The 22,111-nt window shown below is 69.7% G+C and carries 17 protein-coding genes; 13 read left to right on the top strand and 4 right to left on the bottom strand.

What is annotated here, in order from left to right:
• Positions 1–591 carry a DUF2884 family protein gene (locus tag P6166_RS13715; RefSeq protein WP_277765018.1) on the top strand — a complete coding sequence of 197 codons (591 nt, stop codon included), beginning with the start codon at positions 1–3 and terminating at the stop codon, positions 589–591.
• 96 nt (positions 592–687) lie between these two features.
• Positions 688–1,113: a hypothetical protein gene (locus tag P6166_RS13710; RefSeq protein ID WP_277765017.1), complete on the top strand. Its 426-nt coding sequence runs from the start codon at positions 688–690 to the stop codon at positions 1,111–1,113.
• Positions 1,114–1,506: 393 nt separating this feature from the next.
• Here P6166_RS13710 and P6166_RS13705 read toward each other — a convergent pair whose 3' ends face one another.
• A complete protein-coding gene (locus P6166_RS13705) occupies positions 1,507–2,916 on the bottom strand; it encodes a class II fumarate hydratase (protein WP_277765016.1) in 1,410 nt (469 codons plus the stop codon).
• A 187-nt stretch (positions 2,917–3,103) separates the two neighbouring features.
• Here P6166_RS13705 and purB point away from each other — a divergent pair, with 187 nt between their 5' ends.
• The 8 genes from purB (at position 3,104) to P6166_RS13665 (ending at position 13,899) form a co-directional block, all read left to right on the top strand.
• Positions 3,104–4,471 (top strand): adenylosuccinate lyase, encoded by a 1,368-nt coding sequence (gene purB / locus P6166_RS13700; RefSeq protein WP_277765015.1) that lies wholly within the window; start codon positions 3,104–3,106, stop codon positions 4,469–4,471.
• Positions 4,472–4,530: 59 nt separating this feature from the next.
• Positions 4,531–4,986 (top strand): VOC family protein, encoded by a 456-nt coding sequence (locus P6166_RS13695; protein WP_277765014.1) that lies wholly within the window; start codon positions 4,531–4,533, stop codon positions 4,984–4,986.
• Positions 4,987–5,060: 74 nt separating this feature from the next.
• On the top strand, positions 5,061–6,434 hold the full coding sequence (locus tag P6166_RS13690; RefSeq protein ID WP_277765013.1) for a cupin domain-containing protein: 1,374 nt from the start codon (positions 5,061–5,063) through the stop codon (positions 6,432–6,434).
• A 64-nt stretch (positions 6,435–6,498) separates the two neighbouring features.
• Positions 6,499–7,332 carry a GNAT family N-acetyltransferase gene (locus P6166_RS13685; protein WP_345781877.1) on the top strand — a complete coding sequence of 278 codons (834 nt, stop codon included), beginning with the start codon at positions 6,499–6,501 and terminating at the stop codon, positions 7,330–7,332.
• A gap of 189 nt (positions 7,333–7,521) precedes the next feature.
• Positions 7,522–10,350: a 2-oxoglutarate dehydrogenase E1 component gene (locus P6166_RS13680; RefSeq protein ID WP_277765011.1), complete on the top strand. Its 2,829-nt coding sequence runs from the start codon at positions 7,522–7,524 to the stop codon at positions 10,348–10,350.
• 40 nt (positions 10,351–10,390) lie between these two features.
• Positions 10,391–11,602 carry a dihydrolipoyllysine-residue succinyltransferase gene (gene sucB, locus P6166_RS13675; protein WP_277765010.1) on the top strand — a complete coding sequence of 404 codons (1,212 nt, stop codon included), beginning with the start codon at positions 10,391–10,393 and terminating at the stop codon, positions 11,600–11,602.
• A gap of 163 nt (positions 11,603–11,765) precedes the next feature.
• Entirely contained in the window at positions 11,766–13,202 is a 1,437-nt protein-coding gene (lpdA, locus tag P6166_RS13670) for a dihydrolipoyl dehydrogenase (RefSeq protein ID WP_277765009.1), read from the top strand.
• Positions 13,203–13,305: 103 nt separating this feature from the next.
• Entirely contained in the window at positions 13,306–13,899 is a 594-nt protein-coding gene (locus P6166_RS13665) for a TIGR00730 family Rossman fold protein (RefSeq protein WP_277765008.1), read from the top strand.
• 235 nt (positions 13,900–14,134) lie between these two features.
• Here P6166_RS13665 and P6166_RS13660 read toward each other — a convergent pair whose 3' ends face one another.
• Positions 14,135–17,026 (bottom strand): EAL domain-containing protein, encoded by a 2,892-nt coding sequence (locus tag P6166_RS13660; RefSeq protein WP_277765007.1) that lies wholly within the window; start codon positions 17,024–17,026, stop codon positions 14,135–14,137.
• 152 nt (positions 17,027–17,178) lie between these two features.
• Here P6166_RS13660 and P6166_RS13655 point away from each other — a divergent pair, with 152 nt between their 5' ends.
• From P6166_RS13655 to P6166_RS13645, 3 genes are all read left to right on the top strand, one after another.
• Positions 17,179–17,772 carry a YigZ family protein gene (locus P6166_RS13655; protein WP_277765006.1) on the top strand — a complete coding sequence of 198 codons (594 nt, stop codon included), beginning with the start codon at positions 17,179–17,181 and terminating at the stop codon, positions 17,770–17,772.
• Positions 17,769–19,535: an ABC transporter transmembrane domain-containing protein gene (locus P6166_RS13650; RefSeq protein WP_277765005.1), complete on the top strand. Its 1,767-nt coding sequence runs from the start codon at positions 17,769–17,771 to the stop codon at positions 19,533–19,535. Before P6166_RS13655 ends, P6166_RS13650 begins: the two co-directional genes overlap by 4 nt.
• Before the next feature lie 81 nt (positions 19,536–19,616).
• Complete coding sequence (locus P6166_RS13645; protein WP_277765004.1) at positions 19,617–19,805, top strand: hypothetical protein; 189 nt, start codon at positions 19,617–19,619, stop codon at positions 19,803–19,805.
• A gap of 117 nt (positions 19,806–19,922) precedes the next feature.
• On the opposite strand, the gene P6166_RS13640 is transcribed toward P6166_RS13645, so the two are convergent.
• Together P6166_RS13640 and pdxY are read right to left on the bottom strand one after the other, a co-directional pair.
• On the bottom strand, positions 19,923–21,038 hold the full coding sequence (locus P6166_RS13640; RefSeq protein WP_277765003.1) for a prephenate dehydrogenase: 1,116 nt from the start codon (positions 21,036–21,038) through the stop codon (positions 19,923–19,925).
• Positions 21,035–21,943, bottom strand: coding sequence for a pyridoxal kinase (gene pdxY, locus P6166_RS13635; RefSeq protein WP_130318273.1), 909 nt, complete (start codon positions 21,941–21,943; stop codon positions 21,035–21,037). The genes P6166_RS13640 and pdxY overlap by 4 nt, the downstream gene beginning before the upstream one ends.
• Positions 21,944–22,111 lie beyond the last annotated feature (168 nt).

Raw genomic sequence — 22,111 nt, 5'->3', positions numbered from 1 at the left:
ATGCGCGCGAACAGGCTTTCCTACACATTGCGCTGCGTGATGCTGGCCGGTGCGCTGCTGCCGCTGGCGGCGTGCGGCCGCGGCGACCACGACGCGAGCGCGACCGGTACGGCGTCAGCCGACGGTGGCAAGCGTGACCGGGTGATCCACCTCAATGGCGGCGTCACCTTCGATGGGGACCAGGTGACATTGCGCCGCGACACGCTGCCGGATGCGGTGATCACGCCGGGCGGCGACCTAGTCCTGGGCGGCAAGACGGTGACGACCACCGATGCGCAGCGCCAGGCGATGACGTCCTATCGCAAGGCACTGCAGGGCATGGTCCGGCAGAGCATCGAGGTGGGCAAGGCGGGCGCGCAGCTCGGCGTGCAGGCGGCGACGGAGGCGGTCAAGGGCTTGTTCAACGGCCAGGCCGACCAGATCGACGCCAAGATCGAGGCCAAGACCGGTGCGATCGAGGCGGCGGCGGCGAAGCTGTGCGACCACCTGGAAGCGATGCGCGTGGCGCAGGACGCGGCGGTGGCGCTGGTGCCGGCTTTCAAGCCGTACGGCGGGCTGGAAAAGCGCGACATCGCCGACTGCCGCAAATAGTCGCACGGCCCGGCCTGCCCACGCGGCAGGCCGGTGCGTGCGGGGCAGCGGCGTAGAATGGGCGGCGACTCCCCCCCCATTGATGGTCGCGTTTCCATGAAGAAGATCTTCCTCGTCATGCTGTCGCTGGTGCTGTGCGCCGGCCTGGCCGCCTGCGAAAAGCAGTCGGCGGCGCGCGCGGAGCGCTCCAAGCCGCGCGTGTCGGTGACCACGCAGGTCGTGCAGATTCGCCGCGCACCGGCGCCCAACGCGGACATCACGCCCGAAGGCCATCTGCGCATCGACGACATCGAGGTGCCGCTGCCGGAAGACCAGCGCCTGCAGCTGCAGCAGCTGTTCGGCCAGTTGCAGATGGTGCGCCAGGAAGCACTGGCAACCGCGCCGGCCGACCCGGACAACCGCGGGGTCAAGCTGCAGTCCAATCCGCAGATCGATGCCCTGCGCGATCAGCTGCTGGCGGAGATCGCGCCGCTGAAGCCCTACCGCGAGAGCTTCTCCAACATTTCCGGCGAGCGGCGCTGATTTTCTCGCTTTGGCATTTGGGAAAGGCGGCTCTTGGTGGCCGCCTTTTTTCTTGGCTTGCGATCTAGGTCGGCTGTTTTTGCTGGGTGCACGGCCTGTGGGGACGGGGCCCTTTCGGGACACGCCGTGAACCCATCCCTGGGGGCTCGTAGGCGACATCCATGTCGCCTACGGTCCCGAAAGGGCCCCGCCCCCACAGGCCCGACACATTCCCGCGACCGGATACGAGAGCAAAAGCAGGCCGCCCCTTCGCGCGCTCCTGTAGGCGACTTCAGCCCCGAATGCTGGGTGGGAGTGGGAGCGGCGCCCGAAGTTTGCGCGGCCAACGTTGGCGGCTAGTTCCGCGCAGCGGAGTTGGCCGCGAACATCGGGCAGGCCACGACGCCCGCCATCTCAGCCGCCACCACCGCCCGCCTGGATACCCCCCTGCGTCAACGCCGCAGGATCCAGCAACCGCTTCAACTCAGCCTCGGGCAATCCACTCTCCTCCCGCGCCACTTCCAGCACGGGCCGGTTCTCCTTGTAGGCGCGCTTGGCGATCGCCGCCGCCTTCTCGTAGCCGATGATCGGGTTGAGCGCGGTCACCAGGATCGGGTTGCGATCCAGCGCCTCGCGCACGCGGTCCTGCCGCACCTTCAGCCCGGCGATCGCCGAATCGGCCAGCAGCCGCGACACGTTCGCCAGCAGCCCGATCGAATCGAGCAGGTTCAGCGCGATCAGCGGCAAGGTCACGTTGAGCTGGAAGTTGCCCGTCTGCCCGGCCACGGTGATCGCGGTGTGGTGGCCGATCACCTGCGCGCACGCCATCACCGTGGCCTCCGGAATCACCGGGTTGACCTTGCCCGGCATGATCGAGGAGCCCGGCTGCAACGCCGGCAGTTCGATCTCGCCCAGGCCGGCCAGGGGGCCGGCGTTCATCCAGCGCAGGTCGTTGGCGATCTTGATCAGCGCCACCGCCGTGGCATTGAGCTGGCCCGACAACTCCACCGCATCGTCCTGCGCGGCCAGGCCCTCGAACTTGTTGTCCGCGCTCTCGAAGCGCGTGCCCGTGCCGCCAGACAGCAGCTTGGCGACCTTGCCGCCGAAGCGCGGGTCGGCATTGATACCGGTGCCGATCGCCGTGCCGCCCAGCGGCAGGCGGCGCAGGCGCTTGAGGCTGTCCTCGATGCGCGCTTCGCTGGAGGCGATCTGCGCCGACCACGCGCCGAACTCCTGCGCGAACGTCAGCGGCATGGCATCCATCAAGTGGGTGCGGCCGGTCTTGACCACTTTGCCCAGGCCCTTGGCCCGCTTGTCGATGGTCTTGCGCAGGTGTTTGAGCGCCGGCAGCAGCTGCTCGACGGTCGCCAGCTGCGCGCTGACGCGGATCGCGGTGGGGATCACGTCGTTGGAACTCTGGCCCAGGTTGACGTGGTCGTTCGGGTGCACCTTGGCCTTGCCGCCCTTGAGCAGGCGCGTGGCCAGCGTGGCGATGACCTCGTTGGCGTTCATGTTCGACGAGGTGCCCGAGCCGGTCTGGTACACGTCGATCAGGAAATGGTCGTCGTGCGCGCCCTCGGCCACCTCGGCGGCGGCCTGCTGCACGGCCTTGGCCACGCCCTTGGGCAGCAGCCCGAGGTCGGCGTTGGCCTGGGCGGCGGCGCCCTTGATCAGGCCTAGCGCGCGGATGAAGCCGCGCGGCATGCGCTGGCCGGACACGGGGAAGTTCTGCACGGCGCGCTGGGTCTGCGCGCCCCACAGGGCCTCGGCGGGCACCTGCAGTTCACCCATGCTGTCGTGTTCGGTTCGGTACTTGTCGCTCATACGCAATCTCCGCACTGCTGATTCGAGGGGAAGGGCGCTGGCTGCGCGGGCATGCGCCGCTGGCTGACGCGGACACGATACGCGCCGCTGTCCCCGCCGCCCAGCCGGCAAGCGCGGACGCTGCGTGCCAGCAGCTGGTGTGGACGGCGTAGAATGTGCGCCCCTGCCGCCTGCCCTGCCCGCCCCCATGACGGAATCCGCCCTGCTCGCCCTGTCCCCGCTCGATGGCCGCTACGCCGGCAAGGTCGACGCGCTGCGCCCGATCTTCTCCGAGTACGGGCTGATCCGCGCCCGCGTGAAGGTCGAGATCGAGTGGCTGCTGGCCCTGGCCGCCGAACCGGGCATTGTCGAGCTGGCGCCGTTCTCCGCTGCCGCCGCGCAGACCCTGCGCGCGCTGGCCGAAGGCTTCTCGGTGGCCGACGCGGCGCGGGTGAAGGAGATCGAGCGCACCACCAACCACGACGTCAAGGCGGTGGAGTACTTCATCAAGGAGCGCCTGAAGGGCGATGCCGAACTCGGGCCGGCGCTGGAGTTCGTGCATTTCGCCTGCACCAGCGAAGACATCAACAACCTGTCCTACGGCGTGATGCTGGCGCAGGCGCGCAGCGAGGTGCTGCTGCCGGCGCTGGATGGCGTGATCGCCACGCTGCGCACGCTCGCCCACGCGCAGGCCGCCCAGCCGATGCTCTCGCGCACCCACGGCCAGACCGCCTCGCCCACCACGCTGGGCAAGGAACTGGCCAACGTGGTCGCCCGCCTGCAGCGCCAGCGCGCGCAGATCGCCGCGGTCGAACTCACCGGCAAGATCAACGGCGCGGTGGGCAACTACAACGCGCACGTGGTCTCCTACCCGGACGTGGACTGGCCGGCCTTCGCGCAGAAGTTCGTGCAGGGCCTGGGCCTGGTGTTCAACCCGTACACCACGCAGATCGAGCCGCACGACAACGTCGCCGAGATCGGCGATGCCAGCCGCCGCGCCAACACCATCCTCATCGACCTGGCCCGCGACATCTGGGGCTACATCTCGCTGGGCTACTTCAAGCAGAAGCTCAAGGAAGGCGAGGTCGGCTCCTCGACGATGCCGCACAAGGTCAACCCGATCGACTTCGAGAACGCCGAGGGCAACTTCGGCCTGGCCAACGCGCTGTTCGAGCACTTCTCGGCCAAGCTGCCGATCAGCCGCTGGCAGCGCGACCTCACCGACTCCACCGTGCTGCGCGCCCTGGGCACCGCCTTCGGCCACACCCAGGTGGCGCTGGATTCGCTCGCCAAGGGCCTGGGCAAGCTGGAGGTGAACCCGCAGCGCCTGGATGCCGACCTCGACGCGGCCTGGGAAGTGCTGGCCGAAGCCGTGCAGACGGTGATGCGCCGCCACGGCCTGCCCAACCCCTACGAGCAGCTCAAGGCGCTGACCCGCGGCCAGGGCATCACCGCCGATTCGATGCGCGCGTTCGTCGAGTCGCTGGACCTGCCGGCCGAAGACAAGCAGCGCCTGCGCGCGCTCACCCCGGGCGGCTACACCGGCCTGGCCGAGCGCCTGGCCCGCGCGATCTGACCCCCCCGCCCCGCCCCCCGGCGGGGCCGCGTACCGCCCCTGCCCCGCGGAGGCCTGCGATGGAACTGCTGGTCAACCTCGATGTGCCCGACCTGCCCGCCGCGCAGCGCCTGTACACCGCGGCTTTCGGCCTGCGCCCGGGCCGCCGCTTCGGCGATGCGGCGCTGGAAATGCGGGGCGCGGCGGTGCCGCTGTACCTGCTGGCGCAGCCGGACGGCAGCCCCGGCGCCGGCGGCCAACCGCGCGACTACGCCCGCCACTGGACACCGGTGCACCTGGATGTGGTGGTCGAGGACCTGGACGCCGCCCTGGAGCGCGCCCTGGCGGCGGGCCTGGAGGCCGACGACCTGCCCGACCGCCGCCGCGACCCGGCCGCTGCCCGCGCCTGCATCCGCCAGGCCCCATGGGGCCGGCTGCTGCGGCTGGCCGATCCGTTCGGCCATGGCTGGTGCCTGATCCAGTTTTCCGCCGCCGGCTACGATGCCGTCGCCACTTCCGGCCCGGACGGCGATTGATCGGGCGCAAGACGCCCGTCACCCCGCCTGGGCCACAATCCGGCCGCACCCCGGCTGCTGTTCGCAGGAACCCCATGAAGAAATCCGCCGCCCTTCCCTTCGAGATCCAGGCCACCGCGCAGCACCCGCTCGGCATGCCGGTCGCGCGCTTCCTGCGCGACTACTGGCACAAGCGCCCGCTGCTGATCCGCCAGGCCTTCCCCGGCTTCCAGACCCCGGTCACGCCGGAAGATCTGGCCGGCCTGGCCTGCGAGGAAGGCGTGCTGGCCCGGCTGATCTCCCACGACCGCGCCCGCGACGACTGGCAGGTGCGCAGCGGCCCGTTCGAGGAAACCGACTTCCCCGGCCTGCCCGACCACGACTGGACCCTGCTGGTGCAGGACGTGGACAAGTGGGACCCGGACGTGCGCGCGATCCTGCAGCAGTTCCGCTTCCTGCCGCGCTGGCGCATCGACGACATCATGATCAGCTTCGCCGCCACCGGTGGCTCGGTCGGCGCGCACGTGGACCACTACGACGTGTTCCTGCTGCAGGGCTTCGGCCACCGCCGCTGGCAGATCGACGCCAGCGTGGCGATGGGCCGCAAGGCACCGCCGCTGGATTTCCGCAACGACGTGGACATCAAGCTGCTGCGCCAGTTCAAGCCCACCCACGACTGGGTACTCGAACCGGGCGACATGCTCTACCTGCCGCCGCTGGTACCGCACCACGGCATCGCCGAGGACCCGTGCCTGACGTTCTCGGTGGGCATGCGCGCGCCGGCCTCGGCCGAGCTGATCGCCGATTACCTGGACACGCTGATTGCCGACGCCGACGAGGCCGTGCGCTACCACGACGAGGACCTCGCCGCGCCGGCCGATCCTTACGAGATCGACGAGGCCGCCATGGGCCGCGCCATCGCCGCGCTCAACGCGCTGCGCATGAACGACCCCGACCGCCTGGGCGAGTGGTTCGGCCGCTTCATCACCACCTACCGCGCCTCGGGCGACATCGCCCCGCCGCCGGAGGCCCCGGACGCCGCCCAACTGGCCGAGGCGCTGGCCGAGGGCGCCGTGCTTTACCGGCACCCGTGGTCGCGCGTGGCCTGGCGCCGCGCGCGCAAGGGCGCGCTGCTGTTCGTGAGCGGGCACGCCTTCCCGGTGCCGTTGCGCGACGCGCAGCGGCTGGCCGCGCTGGAGGAGATCGACGAAGCCGCCTGGGCGCCGCTCTCCGAACGCGGCCGCGCCGCGCTGCTGGAGCTGGTGGCGCTGGGCCACTATGCCGCGGCCGTGCCCGGGGAGGAGGACTGGGAAGAGGACGCCGCGGGCGAAGTGGGCAACGGCGCCGGCCAGACCCTGCTCGAACCCGTGGGCGATGATACCGACGAAGGCGAGATCGACCCGGACATCGACCCCGAGGACCTGCCGGCCGAATCGGACGAGGACGAGGACGAGGACGAGGAGGAGTAGCCCGGTGAACCGGCTCGGCCCGTTCCTGCTCGAGCACAGCGAAGGCGGCCTGCGCGCCACCGAGCTGCTGGCGCTGCGCGCGGCGGTGTTCGCCGGCCAGGGCCATCCACCGTCCCTGCGCGAGTGGGATGCGCTGGACTTGTTGAGCCTGCACGTGCTGGCCCGCGACCACGACGGCCGCCTGCTGGGCGCCGGCCGGCTCTCGCCGGACCAGCGCGTCAGCCACCTGGGCGTATTGCCGGATTGGCGCGGCCAAGGCGTGGGCATGGCCGTGCTCGGTGCCCTGCTCGATGGCGCCCGCCAGCGCGGCTGGCCGGGCGTGCGCGCGCAGGCGGTCCACGGCATGGCGCCGTTCTGCGCCTGCGCCGGGTTCCTGCCCACCACCGGCGAGCCGGAGGTCTTGCAGCGCCGGCTGGACGGGCCGATGGCGGTGGAAGACGCGAATGCCGCGGTGCACGCCACCGCCGCGTTGATCGGCCAGGCACGGCGCGAGCTGCGCCTGTACACGCGCGCCCTCGACCCCGGCCTGCTCGACGCGGCCACCGTACAGACCGCGCTGCGCCGCTTCGCGACCCTGCGCCACGACAAGCAGGTGCGCATCCTGCTGCAGGACACCGCCAGCCCGCAGCTGCTCGACGCCCCCCTGCTGCGGCTGGCACAGCGCCTGCCCACCGTGTTCCAGTTCCGCGCGGTCTCGGACCCGGTCGATGCCAGCTATCCCTCCGCCTACCTAGTCGGCGATGCGCAGGCCTACTACTTTCGTTCTACGGGCAACCGCCACGACGACGGCGAAACGTGGCTGGAGGGCGCGGCCCGCGCGCGCCAGCTGCGCGCGCATTTCGAGCAGATATGGGAGCGCAGCCGGCCCTGGAGCGAACATCGCGCCCTCGGGCTGTAGCGTGGGCCGGGCACGTTCTCTGTCGCGGGCCTGACCGTCGCGCACGCAACCGCCTGATTGCATACGCCCCCTTGGGGGCGCGTGGGGGTATAATTTTCGGGCTCTGACACCGCCAGACCGGCCTTGCGGCCGATCAAGTGGCCCTGCCACGTGCAAGCCCCCATATCCCAAGCGACCCGACTTACCATCGTGGACAATCTCCTGAAGCAGTTTGCGCAGTCTTCGCAACTCGCCGGCGGCAATGCCGCCTACATCGAGGATCTGTACGAGCAGTACCTCGTCTCCCCCGACAGCGTCGATCCCAAGTGGAAAGCCTACTTCGACGGCTTCAAGGGCCGTGAGGCCGGCGACGTGCCGCATTCGGCCGTCATCGCCCACATCGGCGAAGCGGCGCGCAACGCGGCCAACGCGGGCCTGTCCGGAGGTGCCAGCGACGAGCGCGAGCGCAACGTCGGCCGCCTGATCACCGCCTACCGTTCGCGCGGCCACCTGGGTGCCCGCATCGACCCGCTGGGCCTGACCCCGCCGGTCAACCCGCCGGACCTGGACCTGCCGTTCCACAGCCTCTCGCAGGCCGACCTGGACAGCGAGTTCAGCACCGGCGGCATCGGCGGCCAGCCGCGCATGAAGCTGCGCGACCTGCTGGCGCGCCTGAAGGCGACGTACACCAGCTCGATCGGCGCCGAGTTCATGCACATCCCGGAATTCGACCAGCGCCAGTGGATCTACCAGCGCCTGGAGAATGCGGGCGGCAAGATCGCCGGCAGCGCCGAGAGCCGTCGCCGCACCCTCGAGCGCCTCACCGCCGCCGAAGGCCTGGAGCGCTACCTGCACACCAAGTACGTCGGCCAGAAGCGCTTCTCGCTGGAAGGCGGCGATGCGCTGATCCCGATGATGGACGGCATGGTCCGCCAAGCCGGCCAGGAAGGCGTGAAGGACATCGTGATCGGCATGGCCCACCGCGGCCGCCTCAACGTGCTGGTCAATACGCTGGGCAAGAACCCGCGCAAGCTGTTCGACGAGTTCGAAGGCAAGTTCGAGCACGCCCATGACGACCGCGCCCACACCGGCGACGTGAAGTACCACATGGGCTTCTCGGCCGACATCGCCGTGGGCGACGGCAAGCAGGTCCACCTGGCGCTGGCGTTCAACCCCTCGCACCTGGAGATCGTCGACCCGGTCGTCGCCGGTTCCGTGCGTTCGCGCCAGGAGCGCTTCGGCGACGCGGCGCGCAAGGAAGTGATGCCGATCCTGATCCACGGCGACGCGGCCTTCGCCGGCCAGGGCGTGGTGATGGAGCTGTTCCAGATGTCGCAGGCGCGCGGTTTCGCCGTCGGCGGCACCATGCACATCGTCATCAACAACCAGATCGGCTTCACCACCAGCACCCGCGACGACGCCCGCTCGACGCTGTACTGCACCGACGTGGCCAAGATGATCGGCGCGCCGGTCTTCCACGTGAACGGCGACGACCCGGACGCGGTGATGTTCGTGACCCAGCTGGCGTACGAGTTCCGCCAGCAGTTCAAGAAGGACGTGGTCATCGACCTGGTCTGCTACCGCCGTTGGGGCCACAACGAGGCCGACGAGCCGGCGGCGACCAACCCGGTGATGTACCAGACCATCCGCAAGCACAAGACCACCCGCGAGCTGTACGCCACGCAGCTGGAAAGCGAAGGCGTGCTGAAGGCCGACGAGGCCAAGGCGCTGGTGGACGGCTACCGCGAGAAGCTGGACTCGGGCGAGTTCACCACCGAGCTGGCCACGCGCAAGCCGGACGAGTTCGCCATCGACTGGTCCAAGTACCTGTCCGGCAAGCTGACCGACAAGGTCGACACCACGGTCAAGCGCGGCGCGCTGGACCAGCTGGCCAAGATCATCAACACCGTGCCGGCCGGCGTCGAGCTGCACCCGCGCGTGGCGAAGATCTACGAGGACCGCCTGAAGATGACCGCCGGCGAGCAGCCGGCCGACTGGGGCTTTGCCGAGAACCTGGCCTACGCCACCCTGCTGAGCGAAGGCCACCGCCTGCGCCTGGTCGGCCAGGACGCCGGCCGCGGCACGTTCTTCCACCGCCACGCGATCCTCCACGACCAGAAGACCGACAGCTACTACCTGCCGCTGCGCCAGCTGGTGGAGAACCCGGAAGAAGCCACCGTGATCGACTCGCTGCTCAGCGAAGAAGCGGTGATGGGCTTCGAGTACGGCTATTCGACCACCGACCCCAACGCGCTGTGCGTGTGGGAAGCGCAGTTCGGCGACTTCGCCAACGGCGCGCAGGTCGTCATCGACCAGTTCATCGCCGCCGGCGAGGCCAAGTGGGGCCGCATCTCGGGCCTGTCGCTGTTCCTGCCGCACGGCTACGAAGGCCAGGGCCCGGAGCACAGCTCTGCGCGCCTGGAGCGCTTCCTGCAGCTGTGCGCGCTGGAGAACATGCTGGTCTGCGTGCCGACCACCCCGGCCCAGTGCTTCCACATGATCCGCCGCCAGATGCGCATGAGCACGCGCAAGCCGCTGGTGGTCATGACGCCGAAGTCGCTGCTGCGCCACAAGCTGGCGGTCTCCACGCTGGACGAGCTGGCCAACGGCGAGTTCCAGCACCTGATCCCGGACGCCGCCGCCGACGCCAAGAAGGTCAAGCGTGTGGTCGCCTGCTCGGGCAAGGTCTACTACGACCTGCTGGAAGACGCGCAGAAGCGTGGCCAGGACGACGTGGCGATCCTGCGCGTGGAGCAGCTCTACCCGTTCCCGCGCGCGCTGCTGGCCGCCGAACTGAAGAAGTACGGCCAGGCCACCGACGTGGTGTGGTGCCAGGAAGAGCCGCAGAACCAGGGCGCGTGGTACCAGATCAAGCACCACCTGCAGGCCGTGCTGGCCGAGGGCCAGGCGCTGCATTACGCCGGCCGTGCCCGCTCGCCCTCGCCGGCCGCCGGCCACATGGCCGACCACATCGCCGAGCAGCAGAAGCTGGTCGCCGATGCGCTGGTCAATCCGTTCAACGACCAGGTCGCTGAATAACCTTTACCCCCCAAGAACAGAACTCTAGGACGCTCCTCAAATGGCCACCGAAGTCAAAGTCCCGGTACTGCCCGAATCCGTTTCCGACGCCACCATCGCCAGCTGGCACAAGAAGGCCGGCGAAGCCGTCAAGCGCGACGAGAATCTGGTCGACCTGGAAACCGACAAGGTCGTGCTCGAAGTCCCCTCGCCGGTGGACGGCGTGCTGAAGGAAATCAAGTTCGAGACCGGCAGCACCGTGACCAGCAACCAGGTCCTGGCGATCATCGAGGAAGGCGCGGTCGCCGCGGCCGCCCCGGCCGAAGAGAAGAAGGCCGAAGCCGCGCCGGCGGCGCCGGCCGCCGCTACCGCCGCCCCGGCCCCGAAGGCCGCCGCGCCGGCCCCGGCCGCCAAGTCGGCCGCCGACAGCCTGCCGCCGGGCGCGCGCTTCACCGCCATCACCGAGGGTGTTGATCCGTCGCAGGTGGAAGGCACCGGCCGTCGCGGCGCGGTGACCAAGGAAGACATCGTCAACTTCGCCAAGTCCGGCGGCGTGGCCCGCGCCGGCGGCGCGCGCCCGGAAGAGCGCGTGCCGATGACGCGCATCCGCAAGACCATCGCCAAGCGCCTGATGGATTCGAAGAACTCCACCGCGATGCTGACCACCTTCAACGAGGTCAACCTCGCCAAGGTGTCGGCCGCGCGCAAGGAGCTGCAGGAAGAGTTCCAGAAGGCCCACGGCATCAAGCTCGGCTTCATGAGCTTCTTCGTGAAGGCTGCCGCCAACGCGCTGCAGCGCTTCCCGCTGGTCAACGCCTCCATCGACGGCGACGACATCATCTATCACGGCTACTCGGACATCTCCATCGCGGTGTCCACCGAGAAGGGCCTGGTGACCCCGGTGCTGCGCAACGTCGAGCGCATGTCCTTCGCCGACATCGAGGCCGGCATCGCCGATTACGCCAAGAAGGCGCGCGACGGCAAGCTGAGCCTGGAAGAGCTGCAGGGCGGCACTTTCACGATCACCAACGGCGGCACCTTCGGCTCGCTGATGTCCACCCCGATCGTCAACCCGCCGCAGAGCGCCATCCTGGGCATGCATGCCATCAAGGAGCGCCCGATCGCCGAGAACGGCCAGGTCGTGGTCGCGCCGATGATGTACATCGCGCTGTCCTACGACCACCGCATCATCGACGGCAAGGATTCGGTGCAGTTCCTGGTGGACATCAAGAACCAGCTGGAAAACCCGGGCCGGATGCTGTTCGGCCTGTAAACGAAGGCACACCCGCCCCCTCGGCCCGCACGGCGAGGGGGTTGCTTGTGGGGGCTGGCGGCGCCACATCGGCCATGACCGCCCCGCCCTCCCAGATTCCGGCCCGCCGGGTGCTTCCCGGCCGGCCACCGCGCACTTCCCGCGCAAGCACAAGGATTCCAAAATGGCAGAGAACTTCGACGTCGTCGTCATCGGTGCCGGCCCGGCCGGCTATCACGCCGCCATCCGCGCCGCGCAGCTGGGCCTGAAGGTCGCCTGCATCGACGCGGCCCTGGGCAAGGACGGCCAGCCGGCGCTCGGCGGCACCTGCCTGCGCGTGGGCTGCGTGCCGTCCAAGGCGCTGCTCGATTCCTCGCGCCAGTACTGGAACATGGGCCACATCTTTGGCGACCACGGCATCAGCTTCAAGGATGCCAAGATGGACGTCGGCACCATGATCGGCCGCAAGGACAAGATCGTGAAGCAGTTCACCGGCGGCATCGCGATGCTGTTCAAGGCGAACAAGATCACCACTTACTACGGCTTCGGCCAGCTGCAGCCGGGCAACGTGGTCAAGGTCAAGCAGCACGACGGTTCGGAAGTCGAGCTGAAGGGCACCAACGTGATCATCGCCGCCGGCTCGGATTCGATCGAGCTGCCGTTCGCCAAGTTCGACAACGAGGCCATCGTCGACAACGTCGGCGCGCTGGACTTCACCGAAGTGCCGAACCGCCTGGCCGTCATCGGCGCCGGCGTGATCGGCCTGGAGCTGGGCAGCGTGTGGAAGCGCCTGGGCTCGGAAGTGGTGATCCTCGAAGCGCTGCCGGACTTCCTGGCCGCCGCCGACACCGACATCGCCAAGGCCGCCGCCAAGGAATTCAAGAAGCAGGGCCTGGAGATCAAGCTCGGCGCCAAGGTCTCCAAGACCGAAGTCACCGGCAAGGGCAAGAAGAAGGAAGTCGTCGTCACCTACACCGACAGCGAAGGCGAGAAGAGCCTGACCGTGGACAAGCTGCTGGTCGCGGTGGGCCGCAAGGCCGCCACCAAGGGCCTTCTGGCCGACGGCACCGGCGTGCAGGTCAACGAGCGCGGCCAGATCGTGGTCGACGACCACTGCCACACCGGCGTGGACGGCGTGTGGGCGATCGGCGACTGCGTGCGCGGCCCGATGCTGGCGCACAAGGGCTTCGAGGAAGGCATCGCGGTGGCCGAGCTGATCGCCGGCCTGCCGGGCCACGTCAACTTCGACACCATCCCGTGGGTGATCTACACCGAGCCGGAAATCGCCTGGGTCGGCAAGACCGAGCAGCAGTGCAAGGCTGAGGGCATCCCGTACAAGGTCGGCACCTTCCCGTTCGCGGCGATCGCCCGCGCGGTGGCGATGGCCGAGCCGGCGGGCCTGGTGAAGATCATCGCCCATGCCGAGACCGACCGCGTGCTGGGCTTGCACCTGGTGGGCGTGGGCGTCTCCGAGCTGGTGCACGAGGGCGTGCTGACCATGGAGTTCAATGGTTCGGCCGACGACCTCGCCCGCATCTGCCACGCGCACCCGACCCTGTCCGAGGCGATCCACGACGCCGCGATGGCAGTCAGCAAGCGCGCCATCCACAAGGTCAACTGAGCCCGGCTCCGGGGGCGGCGAACGCCGCACCCGACCGCTCCAGCGAACGCCGGGCGCCCGCCCGGCGTTCGCGCTTCCAGCACTCGTATACGAAAGGCCTGACATGAAGAGCATCTGCGTCTATTGCGGCTCCAACGCCGGCAGCAAGCCGGGCTACACCGAACGCGCCATCGCGCTGGGCGACCGCATCGCCCGCGAAGGCCTGCGGCTGGTCTACGGCGGCGGCAACGTCGGCCTGATGGGCACCGTGGCCAACGCGGTGCTGGCCGCTGGCGGCGAGGTGACCGGCGTGATCCCGAAGCAGCTGGCGGACTGGGAAGTGGCGCACCGCGGCCTGACCGAGCTGGAGATCGTCGGTTCGATGCATGAGCGCAAGTCGCGCATGTTCGACCTGGCCGATGGCTTCGTCGCCCTGCCCGGCGGCTTCGGCACGATGGAGGAAATCTTCGAGATGCTGACCTGGCGCCAGCTGGGTATCGGCAACAAGCCGTGCGCGTTCCTGGACGTGGAAGGCTTCTACGCGCCGCTGATCGGGATGATCGACCGCATGGTGGAAGAGCGCTTCCTGCATCCGGACCAGCGTGCGGATCTCTGGTACGGCAGCGATATCGAGCAGATGCTGCAGTGGATGCGCGATTATTCGCCGGCGCAGGCGTCCAAGTGGATCGACGAGAAGCGTCGCACTGCATTGCGTTGAGAAGCATGCGTGAACGCGGCTGGATCAGGACGCGTGGCGACGCGCCCACCCGCCGGGCGCCCTCATCACTTCCTGGCGCGGATTGACGAGAAGCGGCGCACCGCGCTGCGTTGAGGGGCGCGCGTCCTGATCCACGCTTCGCTTGATCTCCCCGGCGCCTGATTTCCCATTGTAGAAGCGGCTTCAGCCGCGACGCAGGGAAAAAGCACTAACGGCAGGGCAACGCGTCCTTCCGCTACAACCAGGCCAGGCCTTCCGGCCGTGGCGTGGGCTTGCCCAGCAGGTAGCCCTGCCCGTAGTGGCAGCCCAGCTCGCGCAGCGTGCGCCGCTGCTGCTCGGTTTCGATGCCCTCGCCCACCGTCTCGATGCCCAGCGTGGCCGCCAGGGCGAGGATGCTGCGCACCAGCGCCAGCGAATCCTGTCCACCGCCCTGGTGCAGGCCGGCCACGAAGCTCTGGTCGATCTTCAGCGCCGAAATCGGGAAGCGGTGCAGGTAGGACAGCGCCGAATAGCCCGTGCCGAAATCGTCCAGCTGGATCAGCACACCGCGCTCGCGCAGCGTGCGCAGGATGCGCAGCGTGCGCGGCGCATCGTCCAGCAGCGCCACTTCGGTGATCTCCAGCCGCAGGCGCACCGGATCGGCGCCAACCGCGTCGATCAGCCCCAGCAAGCGCTCGGCGAAATCCACTGAACGGAAATGCCGCGGCGACACGTTGACCGACACGTAGCCCTCGCCCCCGCGCGCCAGGTGTTCGATCACCTGCTCGTACAGCTGCCAGTCCACCTGTTCGATCAGGCCGCTGTCCTCGCCCAAGTGGATGAACACGTTCGGCCGCAGCAGCCCGCGGCTCTCGTGCTCCCAGCGCAGCAGCGCCTCGTGGCCGACCACCACGTTGTCCTCCAGCCGCACGATGGGCTGGTAGAACGGATGGAAATCGCGGTTGTTGAGCGCGCGGCGCATGTCCGCTTCCAGGTCCAGGCTGCGCAGCGCTTCCTCGCGCATGGCCTCGTCGAACACGGCGAAACGCTCGGCGATCTGCGCCTTGGCACGGTACATCGCCGCGTCGGCATCGCGCAGCATCTCCTCGCCGGTGCGGTAGCGCCGGTTCCATAGCGCCACGCCCATGCTGCCGGACGGGAACAGCTCGCGGCCGGCCACCCACATCGGCTGGCCAAGCACGCCCTGCAGGCGCTGCGCCAGCTCGCGCGCGGCCTCCACACCCTCCGGGCAGCGCATCAGGATGGCGAACTCGTCCCCGCCCAGCCGCGCGACCACGTCGTCGGCGCGCACGGTGGCCACGATGCGCTGCGCCACTTCGACCAGCATGCGGTCGCCGGCCGCATGGCCGACGCTGTCGTTGACCAGCTTGAAGCGGTCCAGGTCCAGGAACAGCACCGCGAAGGCCGCGCCGTCGCCGTGCGCGGCGCGCTGGATCGATTCGTCCAGCCGGTCCAGCAGGTGCGCGCGGTTCGGCAGGCCGGTGAGCGCATCGTGCAGCGCCTGGTGGGTCAGCCGCTGCTCGGCGCGCATGCGCTCGGCGATCTGGCTCAGCAGTTGCTCGTTGAGTTCGGCCAGCTCGCGCGTGCGCTCGTGCACGCGCACTTCCAGCTCGGCATGCGCCAGCCGCAGCCGCGCCTGGTTGCGCTGGCGGGCCAGGCCGTTGCCGATGTTGTGCGCCACGAAGGCGAGCAGGCGCTGGTCGTGCGGGGTGTAGCTGACCTGCGGCGAATAGCTCTGCACGACGATCGCGCCGACCACTTCGTCGTCGATGAACAGCGGTACGCCTAGCCAGCTGTGCGCCTGCGCGCCGATGTTGGTGAGCTTGCCGGCGGCGGCCATCGCGTCGATGTCCGCGCGCGTGGCCAGCAGCGCCGAGCGGGTCTGGATCAGGTATTCGGTGAGGCCGCCGCTGAACTTGCGCGGCGGGCGCACGCCGTTGTGCTCGTCCACCGAATAGGCGAACTCCAGCCCGTCGCCGCTGTCGTTGATCAGCGCGATGTAGAAGTTGCGCGCATCCAGCAGGGCGCCGACCACGTCGTGGACCTCGGCGTAGTACTGGCTGAGGCTTTCCGATGCGCCGGCCAGTTCGCTGATGCGGAACAGTGCCAGCTGCAGCTTCTCGGCACGCTTGCGCTCGATGATCTCGTCCTGCAGCTCGCGGTTGGCGTGCTGCAGCTCGCGCGTGCGCTCCTCGACCCGCCGCTCCAGCTGCACCTTGGCCTGGCGGCGGTCGATGGCGGTGAGCACGTGCTGGGCGACATAGGCCAGCAGGATGCGGTCCTGTTCGCTGAAGCCGATCTTCTCGTCGTAGCTCTGCACCACGATCGCGCCGGCCACCTGGCCGTCGCGCAGCATCGGCACGCCGAGCCAGTCCAGGCTTTCCGGGCCGCGGGTGGGATCGTGGGAGATGTTGAGGCGTTCGGAGAGTTCATCCGAAGGCCCGCTCAGCGCCACGCCGCGCGAGAGCAGCGCCAGGGTCAGGCTGTTGGGGATGTCCTCGTGGCGGTAGGTGCGCGAGGGATCGGCGACGAAACCGTCCTGGTGATCGACGAAGTACAAAAAGCGCATGCTCGCCGCGGCGGCGTCGTACTCGACGATGTAGAAGTTCTCCGCGTACATCAGCGAGCCGACCACCGCGTGGATGCGTTGCAGCATCTGGCTCAGGTCCAGCTCGTTGCCGGCCAGGTCGGCGATTTCGTACAACGCCTGCTGCAGCAGCTTGGACTTCTCCAGGTCCTCGATCTCGGCCTGCAGCAGCGCGCTGTCCAGCGTGCTGCCGACCACGCACTCGGCCAGCCGCAACCAGGCGCGTTCTTCCGCCGCATCGCGCGCCGGACCTTCCCAGGCCAATGCCAGCACCGCGAAGTCGTCGTCGCTGCGCCACACGTGCAGGCGCTCGCCGGGGGCCGGTGTGTCGCGCCGTGCCAGCCCGGCGCTGGCGCGATCACGCAGTGCCTGCCCGGCACCCGGCGTACTGCCGTGCGCCTCGTCGTCCAGCCGCCCATCGCGCCAGGCCAGCGCGAGCGCGGCGCCCGGCGGCATCACGCCGGCCAGCACCGCGGCGGCGCGATCACACGCCTGCGCGATGCGCAGGCGATGGGCCATGGCGGATGGGCTGATGAGCATTGTGAAAATCCATGGCCGCCGTTCCCGGCAGCTCCCCTGTGGTGCCCAGCATAACCGTTGGGCATGGGGTAGATGGAAAGATTGTCCCGCGTTCTTGACGCGGCGCACGCACCCGCACGGTCGGCAGTCACCTCGCCGCTACAATGGCCGCGATGTCCGAAACCCTCGCCCACGCGGTCAGCCACCGCCAGGAAATCCGCCACAGCCGGTTTCTCGCCCACGCTGCGCCGGTCGAGGAAGCCGCCGCCGCGCTGGCGTTCCTGGCGCAGGTCGCGGTGGCCGACGCCACGCACAACTGCTGGGCCTACCGCATCGGCGGCGAATACCGCTCCAGCGACGACGGCGAGCCGGCCGGCACCGCCGGACGACCGATCCTGGCCGCCATCGATGGCCAGGGGCTGGACCGCCTCGTGGTGGTGGTGACGCGCTGGTACGGCGGCATCAAGCTTGGCGCCGGCGGGTTGGTGCGCGCGTATGGCGGCACCGCTGCCGAATGCCTGCGCACCGCCCCGCGCGTGCCGCTCACGCAGATGGCCACGGTGTGGCTGCACTGCGGTTTCGACGACCTCGGCACGGTGCACAGCGTCATGGCGCAGTGCCTGGCGACCAAGGCGCAGGAGGATTTCGACGCCGAAGGCGCGTGGCTGTGCCTGTCGCTGCCGGCCGAGCACCTGCCGGGCTTGAAAAACCAGCTGCGCGACGCCACCCGGAACCGGGTACACGTCCGCGAGCAGCCCCCCGCATGAGTTCGACCCCGGATACCCCGCGCCCCGGCCTGCGCGGCCTCGCCAGCCTGGGCGCGTTGTGGCCGTTCGTGCGGCGCCACCTGCCGCTGTTCGTAGCCTGGCTGGTGGCCCTGGCGGTGTCCTCGGCGGCGACGCTGGTGCTGCCGGCCGTGGCGCGCCAGGTCATCGACCATGGTTTCAGCGCCGCCAGCGCGATCAACCGCACCTTCGCCCTCGCCTTCGTCGTCACCGCGGTACTGGCGGTGGCGACCGCCGCGCGGCTGTTCTTCGTCTCGCTGCTGGGCGAGCGCGTGGTGGCCGACCTGCGCGGCCGGCTCTACGCCCACCTGATCGGCATGGACATGGAATTCCACGACCGCAGCCGCAGCGGCGAGCTGGTCTCGCGCCTGTCGGCCGACAGCGAGCTGCTGCGCGGGGTGATCGGCTCGACGATGTCGGTGGCGCTGCGCAGCACGGTCACGGTGATCGGCAGCCTGGTGATGCTGTTCGTCACCAGCCCGCGGCTGGCGGCCTGGGCGCTGCTCGGCATCCCGCTGGCGGTGCTGCCCATCGTGCTGGGCGCGCGCCGGCTGCAGAAGATGGCGCGTGCCAGCCAGGATCGCGTAGCCGACGCCAACACGCTCGCCGCCGAGACCCTGGGCGCGGTGCGCACGGTGCAGGCGCACGCGCGCGAGCCCTACGAGCGCGCGCGCTTCGGCGCGGCGCTGGAGGCCACGCTGGCCGCGGCGCGGCGGCGCATCGGCACGCAGTCGATCGTGACCGCGGTAGCCATCGTGCTGTTCTTCGGCGCGATCGTCACGGTGCTGTGGCTGGGCGCGCACGATGTGGTCGATGGCCGCATGAGCACCGGCGCGCTGGGCCAGTTCGTGCTGTACGCGCTGATCGGCGGTGGTTCGGTGGGCGCGCTGGCCGAGGTATGGAACGAATTGCAGCGCGCGGCCGGCGGCATGGGCCGCATCGCCGAGTTGCTGCGCGAGCGGCCGCGCCTGGCGCTGCCCGCCGCGCCCACCGCCCTGCCCGCGCCGCTGCGCGGCGAGATCCGCTTCGACGAGGTGGTTTTCCACTATCCGCAGCGCCCGGACCACGCGGCGCTGGATGGCTTCACCCTGCACGTGCGGCCGGGCGAGACGGTGGCGCTGGTGGGCCCCTCCGGCGCGGGCAAGAGCACGGTGCTGTCGCTGCTGCTGCGCTTCCACGACCCGGACGCGGGCCGCGTATCGCTCGACGGCCTGGACCTGCGCGCGCTCGACCCGCTGCCGCTGCGCGAACACATCGCGCTGGTGCCGCAGCAACCGGCGCTGTTCGCCGCCAGCGCGGCGGAGAACATCCGCTACGGCCGCCTGGAGGCCAGCGACGAGGAAGTGCGCGCGGCGGCACGCGCCGCCGAGGCCGAAGGTTTCATCGGCGAGCTGCCGCAGGGTTTCGATACCGAACTGGGCGAGCGCGGCGCGCGGCTGTCCGGCGGCCAGCAGCAGCGCATCGCCATTGCCCGCGCCCTGCTCAAGGACGCACCGGTACTGCTGCTCGACGAGGCTACCAGCGCGCTCGACGCGCAGAGCGAGCGCGCCGTGCAGCAGGCACTGGAGCGGCTGATGGCCGGCCGCACCACGCTGGTCATCGCGCACCGCCTGGCCACCGTGCTCAAGGCCGACCGCATCGTGGTGATGGACCGCGGCCGCATCATCGCGCAAGGCACGCATGCCGAACTGCTCGCCCAGGGTGGCCTGTACGCCGAACTGGCGCGGCTGCAATTCATCGATTGACCACGTGGCGGTAACGCCGGCTTGCGCATCCTCGCGCTGCGCCGGCATGGGCCGGCGTCGATCCAGATGAGGAGGCGCACGATGTCATTCCGGCAATTTCCCGCCACCGGCTCCGATGGCGAGTCCTACGTCATCATCGAATTCCGCGAACAGGCGCAGGGCGCCTCGCACGAGCGCCCGCGCTATGAACTGGCCGACGGCCGCCACCTGATCCGCCAGGGCCAGGAATACACCACCACGGGCGGCGAGCTGCGCTTGTCCACGGCCTGAGGGCGCTGGCGAATAATTCGCCATACCGCGTGCAAGCCGCGCCAGGCCTGGGCCGCGCGCGTTTATCCACAGCTTCGTGCAACGGTCATCCACATCGCCTGTGGATGACCGCGTGGGTCAGCGCATCGGCAACACGCGACCGATGCCGCTGCGGTCAATCTCGCGCTTGGCCGTGTCCAGTCGGCCCGGGTCGGTGTCCGGCTCGAAGCCGAGGCGGAAGTGCAGCTCACCGGCCGGGGTGCGCGAGGAATGGATCGAAGACAGGTTGACGCCGTGCTGCTCGAACACGTTCAACAGCGCGCGCAGCGAGCCGGGCCGGTCCTGGGGCAGGTACACGCTGGTGGCGAGCGGCTCGGTGAGGTCGGCCAGCAGGTAGCCCACGCGCTCGTAGCTGTAGTTGCCGGCATCCAGGCTGGCGGGCGCCAGCGCCTGCTGGTTGGCCTGCAGGAATTGGGCACGGAAGCGAGCGCGTGCCGCGTCGTCGCCTTGCCGCACCAGTTCGCGCAGCGTGGCCAGTTGCGACAGCAGGCGATCCAGCATGTCCGGCACGTACGGATTGCCGAACTGGATGTCCTCGTAGATCGTGGGATTCAGCGACAGGATGCGCGCGATGACCGCGGTATCCAGCTCGAACGAGGCCGAGCGGAAGGGCATCAGCGCCTGCAGCTCGCCGAGCAGCGGTGCGTATTCGCGCAACACGCCGGCCTGGGCCAGGTGCGTGGCGTGGACCATGCCCTGCACCAGCGCCATCACGCGGTCGTGGTGTTCCGGCGTGGCGGGCACGCATTCGGCCTCCAGCGCGGTGCACAGCTGCCTTACCCACGGGCGCCAACCCGAGAGGCGGGCTTCGCATACCACCATCACGCGGCCCTTGAGCGTGGGCGACTTGGGCGGTGCGGTCATCGGATGCAGGCCGACGACCTCGGCCTGCGAGGCCAGCATCGCCGCGACCGGTGCCTGCTTGATCGAGGTGACGTCGAGCCACAGCTGTTCGCGCTCGCGGCCGGCGGACAGCGCGGCGTAACGGGCGATCAGCGCCGGGGTGTGGCGGATGGGCGCGGAGAACACCAGCACGTCGACGCGGCGCAGCAGTTCGGCCTCGTCGAGGGACGCGGCGTCGGCCGGGTCGTGGCCCCACACCGTCAGCCCCATGCGCTCGCGCAGGAAGCGCGCGAGCCAGCGCCCGTAGGCGCCGGCGCTGCCGACGATGCCGACGACCGGCGTGGGCGTCACGCCAGGCGCTCGGCGGGGAAGCGATCGGCCGGCGAGAGCGCGGCGGGTGCGGCGGCGAGCACGTCGAACTCCTCGAAGCCGGCGGCCAGCGTCGCCTCCAGCGCGGTATGCACGCCGGCGAGCGCGCGGCTGACGGCGGTCTCAAATGGGGTATCGCGCAGCAGGAAGCCGATCAGCAGCGCCATCAGCACATCGCCGGTGCCGGCCACGTCGACTGGCAAGTGCGGCGTGCGCCAGCGAAACACCGCCTCGCGGCTGACCGCCAGGGTCACGAGTTCGCCCGGCGCGCCGCCCACGCTATGCGCCAGCACCCATTGCGGGCCGCGTTCGAGCAGCACGCGCGCGGCGGCGATGGCATCTTCCTGCGCGAGGCTGGGCAGCCCGGTGAGGCGGCCGAGCTCGAAGGCGTTCGGCGTGACCAGCCAGGCGCGCGGCAACAGGCGCTCGGCGAACACGCGCTCCAGGCCGGCTTCGACATAGGGGCCGGTGTGGGTATCGCCGATCACCGGGTCCAGGCAGTAGCGCATCTGCGGCGCGTGCGCCTGCTCGCGTTCGAGCCAGTCGGCGAACACTTCGCCATTGGCGGTGCTGCCGAAATAACCGGACACCAGCATGCGGGCACGCGCGGGCAGGCCACGTTCGCTGGCGCCGAGCAGCAGGTCGGCCAGCCAATCCGAAGGCAGCACGCGGCCGCGCAAGGTGCTGTAGAACGGCGCGTTGCTCAGCAGCGTGGTCGGCACTTCAGCCACGCGCAGGCCGAGGGCGCGCAGCGGCGGCACCGCGGCGCTGTTGCCGGCGTGGCCGTAGACGAGCTGGGACTGCACGGAAATGACGTCGACCGGAACGGGGCCGTCCGGGCGCTGGCGGCGGCCGTGGATCAGGTGGCTATCGGTTGGGGTGTTCATGGTTGTCCATTCTAGGACTGCGCGTGGGGTTAGGGCTGGGTCGTTTTCTGCATGTTTTTTTTGGCGCTTGCATTGACGTCGCGCGGTGGACGGGCGGGCGGCCGCATCGGGGGACGCCAACAACCGCATCCCTGCGGGGCTCGTCGGGCGACGTCCATGTCGCCCGAC

The organism is Stenotrophomonas sp. HITSZ_GD, from assembly GCF_029543105.1.
GTDB lineage: Bacteria > Pseudomonadota > Gammaproteobacteria > Xanthomonadales > Xanthomonadaceae > Stenotrophomonas_A.
The sequence above is the reverse complement of the archived record's forward strand: the minus strand, read 5'-3'. Positions and strand labels throughout refer to the sequence as shown.